The following is an 11,296-nucleotide window of genomic DNA, read 5'->3' on the forward strand; positions in this document are numbered from 1 at the left end:
CGGGGCACGGCGCAATGTTGTACTTTTCGAGCGGCGAGACCTATCAGGAGCCACGGCCGTGAGTAGGTCTGGGGTCGTCGATCTCGCCAGGCGTTGTGAGTTGATGTTAAGGAGTCAGCGATGAGCGGCGCAGAGGGCTCGCGGATAGGGACGACATTCGGGCCCTACTACCTCAAGCGGCTGTTGGGGCGCGGCGGGATGGGCGAGGTCTACGAGGCCGAGCACACGGTCAAGCAGTGGACGGTGGCGCTCAAGCTGATGTCGCGCACGTTCAGCCAAGATCCGATGTTCCGCAAGCGGATGGAACGCGAAGCCCGCATCACCGGCCGTTTGTTAGAGCCCCACGTCGTTCCCATTCACGACTACGGCGAAATCGACGGGCAACTGTTTCTGGAGATGCGCCTCATCGAGGGTGTCGACTTGGCCGATGTGCTCGAAAAAGAGGGGGCACTTCCCGCCCCACGGGCGGTTGCCATCGTTTACCAGGTCGCCTCGGCTCTCGATGCCGCCCACGCCGCCGGAGTGACGCACCGCGACGTGAAACCGCCGAACATCCTGGTCACCCGCAACGACTTCGCCTATCTGGTGGACTTCGGCATCGCCAGCGCGAAAACCGATGAAAAACTCACCCAACTCGGCACCACCGTGGGCACGTGGAAATACATGGCCCCCGAACGGTTTTCGAATGGCGAGGTGACGCCCCGCGCCGACGTCTACGCGCTGGCCTGTGTGCTCTACGAGTGCCTGACCGGCGAAGCGCCCTACCGTGCCGACAACACCGGTGTGCTGATCACGTCGCACATGATGGAACCCGCACCCCGTCCCAGCACCGAAGGATTAGGCGTCCCAAAGGCTTTCGACGCTGTGATCGAGCGTGGCATGGCGAAAAACCCCGACGACCGCTATGAGAGCGCCGGCGCCCTGGCCGCCGCTGCCCACGAGGCGCTCAGCAACCCGGACCAGCACCGGGCGGCCACCATCCTGCGACATAATGACACCGCGATCCGGCCGATCGCTGCTTCCCAGGTGCCCACTGCGGCACACACGGCCATTAACCCGGTGACATCGACCTCCGAAAGTGGCGCGCTACCCGCTGGCGACCACCCCGGCGACGGCCCTGCGAGCCCGCCAGCAGAACAGCCCAGCGTCGCAATAACCACCGAGCCCACAGCGCCGCGGCAACCTAAACGCTGGCCGATCATCGCCGCCGCAGCCGCCGTCGCCGTCGTCGTCGGTGCCGTTGGCACCTGGCTAGTCACATCACCATCCACATCATCCAGCGACCATCCAACGACGAGCGTGGCGAAACCCGTACGGCCGTCCGGCCGAGCAACCAGCGATGACGAATCCAAACTGCCGAGTCTGCTCCCGTCCGGCTACGCCAGTGGCACATGCACGCCAGCCAATCCCGACCCGGGCAGCATCTGGGCAAGCGCGGCGACGGTGCTGTCATGCGGGCAGAACACCCAGCCCGGAGGGCCTACCCGCGCCACCTACGGGCTATTTCCGGATTTCGACACCCTGAAGAAAGCCTTCGATGCTGACATCGCCAATGTCAGCCTCGGAGACTGCCCCGGGGAGGGAAAGTCGCCCGCTCCTTGGCAACCCACCGGAGCTCCGAACGTGACCGGCGGCATGATCGCGTGTGGAACCTCCAACGACCACCCGAATCTGATCTGGACCTTTGATAAAAAGCTGATGCTCTCTGAGGTCACCGGCGACCAGGCCGTCGCCGACTTACACAAATGGTGGGACGCGTACAGCTGATCAGCCCGGCGCGGGTCGCACCGGGACGAATTCCGCTGGGTCCTGCGACATTTCCACGCAAAGCCGGTCAAGACACGCGCTCGCGCTGGCGTTGGTGACGTCGAGTGCGGCGAACTCCTCCGCGGTGACCCGCGCAGTGATCAGGCACGGCCGAATTGGTTGACCGCTGCGCGGATCGAGTGCATCGACGACACCGTTGAATACCACGACGTCGATGTGACGCCCGATATCGAGCGCCAGGATGGCCGCCAGCGATAGCAGTGTCAGTTGCGCAATAGTATTGGTATACAACACTTTTACCTGCGACGCCGGTCGCTCGGTCCCGACGACCACCTCCTGATCTTCGTCGTACCGGTACGACTCGGCCGCCGGAATGACGTCAACCGTAGGGAGCTGGTATTCGACAACCAATTCGCGCGCTTCCGCGGCAAACGCCGCCGTGGCAACGGGACTGATACAGCGCGGCACCGGCAGGCCCGCCAGAACCGATGCCGCGTGGGCCGCTACTGCGGCCGCGTCGCCGGCGCGGTAGCTTTGGCCCAGATCGCGCGCAGGCGCGTCCGGCAGATGCTTTAATCCGTCATGCAGCAGGCCGGTCAGAGCCCGCACTCGAGATTCAATTCTCGAGTTCTGCACCTTCACCTGATCCGACAGGCCGTCGAGTTGGTAGATGTCGGCTTCCAGGACAACACCTTCCGGCCACCGGCTTTGCTGCCACTCCCGCCGGCGAGCCAGCTCGGCCGCCGCCTGGGCTCTGGCTTGGGCGTCCCGCATCGCCGCATAGAGCGCCCTGGTCGTCTCCAGCTCCCGGAGGCGGTGCTGTTCGCGTTGCGGGTGCCGTGCGCGGGCCAGGCGGTAGTCGTAGCGAGCCTGGTCGAGCCGCCGCGGGGCATCGGGGATGCCCGCGTACGGAGGTTCGGGCACGAAGTCGGCGAGCCGGGGCGCAGGCTCGGCGATCTCCAGATAGCGGATCCGCATCGCGCAAACTTCGGTGTCCCGTCGGGCCTGGCCGACGGTGTAGTAGGTCTGCAGCAGTTCGCACGCCGAGTCCCAATTGCTGGTACCGCCCGCGGACCGCCGAGCGGTGAGCCACAGCCGCCACAGCGCCTGGTATGCCTCGTATTCGAAGGCGCGCCGCTGCTGGCCGCCGTCAAATGGGCCCATGTTCTCCCCTGATCAGAAGTCGATCCTGTGAGAACCTATCGTGTGCGCGGCGAAATGTGCAGCTTCTCGCGAGTCGGCGGGCGTGGGGGTTTGGGGGATCACCAAGCTCCGCTGATGCGGATTACCCCCACGCCCGACGACGGATTCACGGGTTGATCACAGGATGTAGAGCAACTCCTGATACGTGGGCAGCGGCCACAGGTCGTCGGCGACAACGCTTTCCAAGATGTCGGCGGCAGCGCGCACCGCGGCCATCGCCGGCAGCAGCCCGTCCTGGGCGTGCTTGGCCTCGTCCAGCGCCGACTCCGCCGAGTGATCGCCCAGCGCCGCCTTCAGCGTCGCCAAGCCCTCGGTGAGATCCACGATCGGGGTCGAAACCGATTCCAGCACAGCCGCGCTCGACTCGACGCCGGCCTTCTTCAGTGCGGCGATGTTCTGCGCCAGCTCGGTCTGGTAGCGGATCGCGGCCGGCAGGATCACCGTCGTCCCGATCTCGAGCGCCAGCTTCGCCTCGACCGCGACGGTCAGCGCGTACTGCTCCAACTGGACCTCGTAGCGGCTGTGCAGCTCACGCTCGCTGAACACCCCATACTTCTCGAAGAGCTCGACCGCTTCCGGCTTGATCAGCTCCGGGATGGCATCCAGCGTGGTCTTGAGGTTCGGCAGGCCGCGCTCGGCCGCCTCGATCTGCCACTTCTCCGAGTATCCGTCGCCGTTGTACACCACATCGCCGTGTTCGGTGATGATCTCGGTGAGCAGCTTCTGCACTGCATGGTCGAAGTCCTCGCCGTCCGCGACGGCCTTTTCGAGGATCGTGGCCATGTAGTCCAGCGAGTCCGCCATGATCGTGTTCAGAATCACCAACGGCACCGCAACCGTCTGCCCGGAGCCCGGCGCCCGGAACTCGAACCGGTTACCGGTGAACGCGAACGGGCTGGTGCGGTTGCGGTCGCCCGGATCAGTCGGCAATGGCGGCAGCGTGTCGACACCAATGATCATGGTGCCCTTGCCCTTTGAGGACGTGGCCGCGCCCTTGGCGATCTGCTCGAACACGTCGGCAAGCTGCTCGCCGAGGAAGATCGAGATGATCGCGGGCGGCGCCTCGTTGGCGCCGAGGCGGTGGTCGTTGGTGGCCGACGCGACCGACACCCGGAGCAGGCCGGAGAACTTGTGCACCGCCCGGATCACCGCCGCGCAGAACACCAGGAACTGCGCGTTCTCGTGCGGAGTATCGCCCGGGACCAGCAGCGAGCCCAGCTCGGAGTTGCCCAGCGAGAAGTTGACGTGCTTGCCCGACCCGTTGACGCCGGCGAATGGCTTCTCGTGGAACAGGCATTCCATGCCGTGCTTCTTCGCGACCGTCTTGAAGATCGTCATCAGCAGCTGCTGGTGGTCGGAGGCGATGTTGGCCCGCTCGAACATCGGCGCGATCTCGAACTGGCCGGGTGCTACCTCGTTATGCCGGGTCTTGGCGGGAATGCCGAGTTTGAACAGCTCCCGCTCGGTGTCCATCATGAAGCCGAGGACACGCTCGGGCACGGCGCCGAAGTAGTGGTCGTCGAATTCCTGGCCCTTAGGCGGCTTGGCGCCAAAAAGGGTGCGCCCGGCGTTGATCAGGTCCGGTCGCGCCAGGAAGAAGTGCCGATCGACCAGGAAGTACTCCTGCTCCGGGCCACAGAACGACACCACGTGGTTGAGATCCTTGTGGCCGAACAGCGTCAGGACGCGCTCGGCGTGCACACCCATCGCCTGCTGGCTGCGCAGTAACGGGGTCTTGTAGTCCAGCGCCTCACCGGTCATCGAGACGAACACCGTCGGGATGCACAGGGTGTTGCCGTTCGGGTTCTCCAGAATGTAGGCCGGGCTGGTGGCGTCCCAGCCGGTGTAGCCGCGCGCCTCGAAGGTGCTACGCAGTCCGCCTGAGGGGAAGCTGGACGCGTCCGGCTCGCCTTGGATCAGGGTCTTGCCCGCAAACTCGGCGAGCGTGGTCCCGTCGCCGACCGGGTCAAGGAAGCTGTCGTGCTTTTCGGCGGTCAGGCCGGTCATCGGGTAGAAGACGTGGGCGTAGTGGGTCGCGCCCTTCTCCAGTGCCCAGTCCTTCATGGCTATCGCGACCGCGTCGGCGACCGTGGGATCAAGCTTGGTGCCTTTTTCGATGGTCGCGACGATGGACTTGTACAACGCCTTGGGTAGCCGGGCCTGCATCTCGGCCTTGGTGAAGACGTTGGATCCGAAGACTTCGCCAGGCTCTTCGCCCGGCACGAAGCTGATGGCCGGGGGGACATAAGCCTCGACGTTGTAGATCGCCTCGAGGCGGACTGCGTTTCCGCTCAATGTAGTTCCTATCGATGGGGAGGCCGACCTTCTACGGAAGGTGGACCGCCCCACACTAGGAAGCTTCGATGGCAATTTTGTTACGCCAGCGTCAACGCCACGATGCAACGGTTTCCAACGTGAGACGCCGCGCCACATCCGAAGCGATGAGGTGCTGTTTTGCGGCTTTTCCACCGCGCACCGCCCGGATCAATCTCATCGGGATAACGCATTCGCGCGTCTGCCCACGGTTGAGGCGTCCGTCCCGTTTAATGATCCGCGTAGGCGACTCGTCAGCCTTTTCTCAATACCGTGGCGCGCCGCAGCAGCGGCTCGAGAAAAGGACGCCAAATGACCAGCACCGTGCGGACCAGCATTGCCGCGGTCGCTGGCAGCACTGGCATCGCAACCTCACTGTGGGCCACCGTCACTGCGGCGACAATGATCTCGGCCGCCGTCGTCCATGCGGCCCCGGGCCCCGCGCCGGACGCCGGGCACGACTCGGGGGTGTATGGCGACGGTGCCGCCGCGGCGCCCTACTGGCGCCTACAGCACACATCCGACTGCGGGGAGATGGCGGTAGCCGACGTGGTCGGCGAGCTGACCGGTCGTGAGCCCACCGAGCACCAAATCACCACCGTGGCCGCACGGACCCCAAGCACGGTGGGTTCCGGGCCGATGTGGCAGCCACCGGGCAACACCAACATCAGGGACCTACCGATGCTGCTCTGGCATTACTGGGTCACCGCCGACAACATCCGGACCACCACGGCCGGGCTGGAAGAAGACCTGGCGCAAAAGCGCAAAGTCATCGTCATCCTCAATGCCGAAACGATCTGGAACCGGCCCGGCAACCGCAACCTGGCAAATCACTTCGTGGTCGTCACCGGCATCGACACCAAAACCGGTGTAGTGCACCTGAACGACAGCGGTGTCCCGACCGGCCGCGACGAGCAGGTCCCGCTCGCCACCTTTGAGCAGGCGTGGGCCCCGTATCACAACTCCGCGGTCGTGACCAGGACCGCGGCCCCGTAGAGAGTCACGCCTCGGCTTTCGCCCGTTTGCGGCGAACCAGCACGGTCGTCTTCACGATCAGAAACACCACCGCGACCCCCATCAGCAGCGTGGACAGCGCATACGCGCCATACTCGGCTCCGCGGGCATAGCGATCGTTCACCAGCAGCGTCAGTGTTTGGGACTCCCCCGGCAGGTTAGACGACACCATGATGACCCCGCCGAATTCGCCGAGCGTGCGTGCGGTGGTCAGCACGGTGCCGTAGATCAGTCCCCACCGGATGGTCGGCAGCGTGATCCGCCAAAACGTCTGCCACGGGCCCGAACCCAGGGTTGCCGCAGCCTGTTCCTGCTCGGTTCCCACCTCCTGCAGCACCGGTTGGACCTCTCGCACCACGAACGGCAAGGTGACGAAGATGCTGACGAGGATGAGGCCGGGTAAGCCGAAGATGATCTTGATCCCGAGGTCGTTCTCGACAAAGCCCAGCGCGCCCGCCGATCCCCACAGCAGGATAAGGGCCACCCCGACGATGATGGGCGACACCGCAAATGGCAGGTCGACGATCGCCTGCAGCGCCGCCCTGCCGCGGAACCGGCCGCGCGCGAGCAACAACGAAGTGAGCACACCGAAGACCACGTTCAGTGGCACCACGACGGCGACCACCAGCAACGACAGGTCCAGCGCCGAGATCGCCGCCGGCGTGGTGATCCACGCGTAAAACTGAGCAAACCCGGGCCGGAAGGTCCGCCACAGAATGATCGACACCGGGACGATCAGCATCACGCCGATGTAGGCCAGCGTCACGGACCGAACGAGATAGCGGGCCCAGATGGACGTCACGCGGCCTTCTCTTCTCGTTTTGCCGCGCGGCCGCCCACGATCCGCAAGAGCACCAGGACGGCAAACGAGATCGACAGCAGCACAATGGACATCGCGGCCGCGCCGGTCCTGTCGTCGTTCTCGATCAGGGAGCGTATCCACTGCGACGAGACTTCGGTCTTGCCCGGTACGGCACCACCGATGGTCACGACCGAGCCGAACTCGGCGACACATCGCGAGAAGGCCAACCCGGCGCCGGTGAACAGCGAGGGCCCCAGCGAGGGCAGCACGATCGTCGCGAAGACCTTCGGGCCGCTGGCACCCAGCGATGCCGCTGCCTCCTCGACGTCCCGATCGATCTCCAGCAGCACCGGCTGGACGGCGCGCACCACCAGCGGCAGCGTGACGAACGCCAGCGCCATCCCCACCCCGGGGGGCGTGTGCTGCAGATGGATGTGCACCGGGCTGTTCTTGCCGTACAGGGCCAGCATCACCAGGCTGGTCACGATGGTCGGCAGCGCGAATGGCAGATCGATCACCGCGTCGATCAGCCCCTTCCCGATGAAGTTGTCGCGCACCAGGACCCAGGCGGTCGCAAGCCCGAACACGACATCGAGAATGGTCACCACGACGGAGATGCTCAGCGTCACCTGGAACGACTGCACGGCGGCATGCGAGGTGACCGCCAGCCAGAAGGCCTGCCAGCCGCCGCCGGCGGCCTGCCACGCGATGGCGGCCAATGGCAGCAGCACGATCACCGATAGCCAGAGCGCCGTCACTCCGACCCGAAGTGACGTGAAGCCCGCGTTGCGGCTCGCGCGCAGCCCTTGCGGTGGCACCGGAAGGGCGCTACCGGGCTGGGCCAGCTCGGGCCGGATCGCCTCGGGGTCCGGAACGATCGCGGTCGTCATCCGGTGGCCTGCATGTAGACCCTGGTGATGCTGCCGGTGTTCTTGTCGAAGAGTTGCTGATCGGCCGTGGCCCAGCCACCGAGGTCATCGATGGTCCACAGTTTCAGTGGAACCGGATACTGGTCCCGGTAAACGGCGGTGACCGCTGGATCGATCGGCCGGAAACCGGCTTGCGCCCAAAGCTTCTGGGCCGCGGCCGTGTACTGAAAATTCTTGAAGGCGTTCGCGGCGTCAAGATGCGCGCTGGTGCTCACCACCGCGACCGGATTCTCGATCTTGAAGGTTTGCGTCGGGATCAAGTGTTCGACGGATTTGCCTTGTCGCTCAGCGGCAATGGCCTCGTTCTCGTAGCTGATCAGGACGTCGCCGCTGCCTTCCGAGAACACCGAGGTGGCGATCCGTCCCGACCCGGGACGCAACTTGACGTGTTCGCGCACCAACCTGCTGATGAAATCGATACCCGCTTGACTGTCGGCGCCGCCCCGGCTTTTCGCGGCATACGGGGCGAGCAGGTTCCACTTGGCGGAGCCCGAACTCAGCGGGCTGGGGGTGATGACCTCGACGCCGGGCCGCAGCAGGTCGTCCCAATCCCGGATATTTTTCGGATTGCCTTTGCGCACAACCAATGTCACCACCGATCCGAACGGATTGCCGTGGCCGGCTTCCTTGTCCCAATCCGCGGAGACCTTTCCGGCCTTCACCAGTCGCGTGACGTCGGGCTCGACCGAGAAGTTCACGACGTCGGCCGGTTTGCCCTCGACGACCCCGCGCGACTGGTCGGCGGATGCCGCGTAGGAGGTGATCACCTGCACGCCCTTGCCTTCCTCCGAGGCGTTGAACGCCGGAATCACCTTGCTCCAGCCGGGTTCTGGGACGGAATAGGCAACGAGGGTGATCTTGATGTTTGCGTTGGCCAGCCCCCCGCCGCCCGCCACGTCGCTGGGGCCACCCCCGCATGCCGCAACCAAGCCGGCGGCCGCGCTCAGCGCGGCGGCGTGGCGCCAGCGCAGTGCGGTCCGGAGGCTGTTGAACATGGATGACCTTCCAGTGCGGGATTAACGACATCAATCCCGTCACTGCGGAAGGGCTTCTAGAACAGAGTCACCAACTCCAGTCCGGACCGCGCACGGGCGTCAGAGTCAGCGACAACAGCGCACGAAGACAACGCGTTCGCGGTATCCCGCTGTCTCGTGCATGACGGGCAGCCTAGCAACGTGAATGCGCATTCGCTCGGGACACGATCGACAGTGCCCGGGGCCCGACTGCAACCGGCGGCATGGGGTATCGGGTACCGATTTACGTCGGTGTAACGCCGCAGCGACGGGTGCGGCGAGTCAACTCGACGCCGCGCGCAATCGGGCCGTCCAGCAAAGGACCACGAGGCGAAGTCGCCGCGCGTCGGGCCACCATCGCCTGCTCGGTCAAGCAAGCTGGCAAAGCCGCAGCTTGATGCCGTCTGCCGGCCGGGCCGTTACCCCGTTGGTCCTAAGGCGTAGACGATGTGGTGCCCTGGCCAGGTCCCGTCGTCGGCGGGTGCGTGGCAGAGCCGACGAACCGGTCGTGCCCGCCGCAAGCGACAGCGCACCCGGCAACGCGCGTCGGCCGACCTCTGCCGCCGGCCTAAAAGTCACGGTGAAGGAAACACGCCGCCCGGTGCGGCCACGGCAGGTGCGGCGACGGCCGCGAAACACGGTGCGGGCGAGCGCTAGCCGCGTGGCGTCGTCATGAATCGGCGACGAACTCGATGTTCAGCGATTCCAGGCCGCGCAGGATGCAGAGGCGCATGTAGTCGAAACGGCGCCGGTCAAGATGTAGCGTCCTGCTCCTCGGCGTCGGCCACGGTCAGCGGGAGCGCCAGTTCCTCCAGCGGGCGCCGCTCGGCAGCGATACCGAGCCACAGTTCCACCAGGCCTGCGGCCGCCATCACGACCGCTCCGAGCACGAACGACCAGAACACCAGGTCGCGTTGTCCGGAATTGATCAACTGACCGAACAGCAGCGGGCCGCTGATGCCGCCGATCGCCGTCCCGATCGCGTAGAAGAGCGCGATCGCGAGCGCCCTGGTCTCCATGGGAAAGATCTCGCTGACCGTCAAGTAGGCCGCGCTCGCGCCCGCCGAGGCCACGAAGAACGCCACCGCGAGCACGGCGATGAATGTCCAGGCGTCGCCGGTCTTGGTCACAAACAACAGAGCCAGGGCGACGACCACCACCGCCGACCCGATATAGGACGCGGTGATCATCGGCTTGCGGCCGACGGTGTCGAACAGCCTTCCGAGCAGCAAGGGCCCGAGGAAGTTGCTGAGCGCCCACAGGATGAAGAACAGCGGGACCTTTGCCGAGGGAACTCCGTAAAACTCGCTCAGCAGCGTGCCCAGGTTGAACGTCACGCCGTTGTAGAGGAATGCCTGACCAATGAACAGCGCCAGTCCCAGAACCGCGCGCCGCGGATAGAGGACGAATGCCACCTTGGCGATCTCGAAGAACGAAATCGTCTGGCGCTGGCGGATTTTCAGTGGTTGGCCGCCCGGTTCGGGAAGCGGCTGCCCTGTTTCGGATTCGACGTCTCGTTCGATGTCGCTGACGATCCGCTCGGCTTCCTTGTCGCGGCCGTGAATGAACAGCCACCGCGGACTTTCCGGAACGTTGCGCCGCACCAGAAGAACGAAAATGCCGAAGATGGCGCCGATCCCGAACGCCAGCCGCCAGCCGAGGTTCGCCGGGAAATTCGACGTGTCGAGCAGGACCAGCGCACCGGCCGCTCCGGCGGCCGAACCCAGCCAGTATGTCCCGTTGATCACTATGTCCACCCGGCCCCGGACCCGCGCCGGGATCAGCTCGTCGATCGCCGAATTGATGGCCGCATATTCACCCCCGATGCCGGCGCCGGTGAAAAAGCGGGTGACGAAGAAGTACCAGGGCGCGAAGGCGAATGCGGTCGCCACCGTCGACACCAGATACACGGCCAACGTCAGCATGAACAAATTGCGCCGACCGAAACGGTCCGTCAGGTGACCGAAGAACAATGCGCCCAAGCAGGCCCCGGTGATATAGATCGCCGCCGCCACGCCGATCTGGGCGGGATCCAGATGGATACCGCTGCCCTTTTCCGTCATCCGGGCCGACACGTTGCCGACCATGGTGACCTCGAGGCCGTCCAGGACCCAGACACCGCCGAGTCCCACGACGACGCGCCAGTGGAACCGCGACCACGGCAGCCGGTCCATTCGTGCCGGGACACGGGTGATGATGGTTCCGGTTTGCGCGCTGCCGCTCATCCTCGCTCCGTTCTCTTCTGCCAGAGATTT

Annotated in this window: 8 protein-coding genes; 2 read left to right on the top strand and 6 right to left on the bottom strand. The window is 65.2% G+C overall.

Annotated features, from left to right (window positions below; translation table 11 throughout):
- Window positions 1-120 precede the first annotated feature (120 nt).
- Window positions 121-1,767, top strand: coding sequence for a serine/threonine-protein kinase (locus tag MNAB215_RS25250; RefSeq protein ID WP_077081214.1), 1,647 nt, complete (start codon window positions 121-123; stop codon window positions 1,765-1,767).
- On the opposite strand, the gene MNAB215_RS25255 is transcribed toward MNAB215_RS25250, so the two are convergent.
- Entirely contained in the window at window positions 1,768-2,931 is a 1,164-nt protein-coding gene (locus tag MNAB215_RS25255; RefSeq protein WP_077081215.1) for a hypothetical protein, read from the bottom strand.
- A gap of 156 nt (window positions 2,932-3,087) precedes the next feature.
- A complete protein-coding gene (locus MNAB215_RS25260; RefSeq protein WP_077081216.1) occupies window positions 3,088-5,265 on the bottom strand; it encodes a glutamine synthetase III family protein in 2,178 nt (725 codons plus the stop codon).
- A 330-nt stretch (window positions 5,266-5,595) separates the two neighbouring features.
- On the opposite strand from MNAB215_RS25260, the gene MNAB215_RS25265 reads away from it, so the two are divergent.
- Entirely contained in the window at window positions 5,596-6,279 is a 684-nt protein-coding gene (locus tag MNAB215_RS25265) for a cysteine peptidase family C39 domain-containing protein (RefSeq protein WP_083746248.1), read from the top strand.
- Window positions 6,280-6,283: 4 nt separating this feature from the next.
- Here MNAB215_RS25265 and cysW read toward each other — a convergent pair whose 3' ends face one another.
- From cysW to MNAB215_RS25285, 4 genes are all read right to left on the bottom strand, one after another.
- Entirely contained in the window at window positions 6,284-7,099 is an 816-nt protein-coding gene (gene cysW, locus MNAB215_RS25270) for a sulfate ABC transporter permease subunit CysW (protein WP_077081217.1), read from the bottom strand.
- Window positions 7,096-7,989 (bottom strand): ABC transporter permease, encoded by an 894-nt coding sequence (locus MNAB215_RS25275; protein ID WP_077081218.1) that lies wholly within the window; start codon window positions 7,987-7,989, stop codon window positions 7,096-7,098. The genes cysW and MNAB215_RS25275 overlap by 4 nt, the downstream gene beginning before the upstream one ends.
- On the bottom strand, window positions 7,986-9,023 hold the full coding sequence (locus tag MNAB215_RS25280; RefSeq protein ID WP_083746249.1) for a sulfate ABC transporter substrate-binding protein: 1,038 nt from the start codon (window positions 9,021-9,023) through the stop codon (window positions 7,986-7,988). The genes MNAB215_RS25275 and MNAB215_RS25280 overlap by 4 nt, the downstream gene beginning before the upstream one ends.
- A 770-nt stretch (window positions 9,024-9,793) precedes the next feature.
- Window positions 9,794-11,266, bottom strand: coding sequence for an MFS transporter (locus MNAB215_RS25285; protein WP_077081219.1), 1,473 nt, complete (start codon window positions 11,264-11,266; stop codon window positions 9,794-9,796).
- Between the last annotated feature and the right edge of the window lie 30 nt (window positions 11,267-11,296).

Origin of the sequence: Mycobacterium numidiamassiliense (assembly GCF_900157365.1) — a bacterium.
Lineage (GTDB): Bacteria > Actinomycetota > Actinomycetes > Mycobacteriales > Mycobacteriaceae > Mycobacterium > Mycobacterium numidiamassiliense.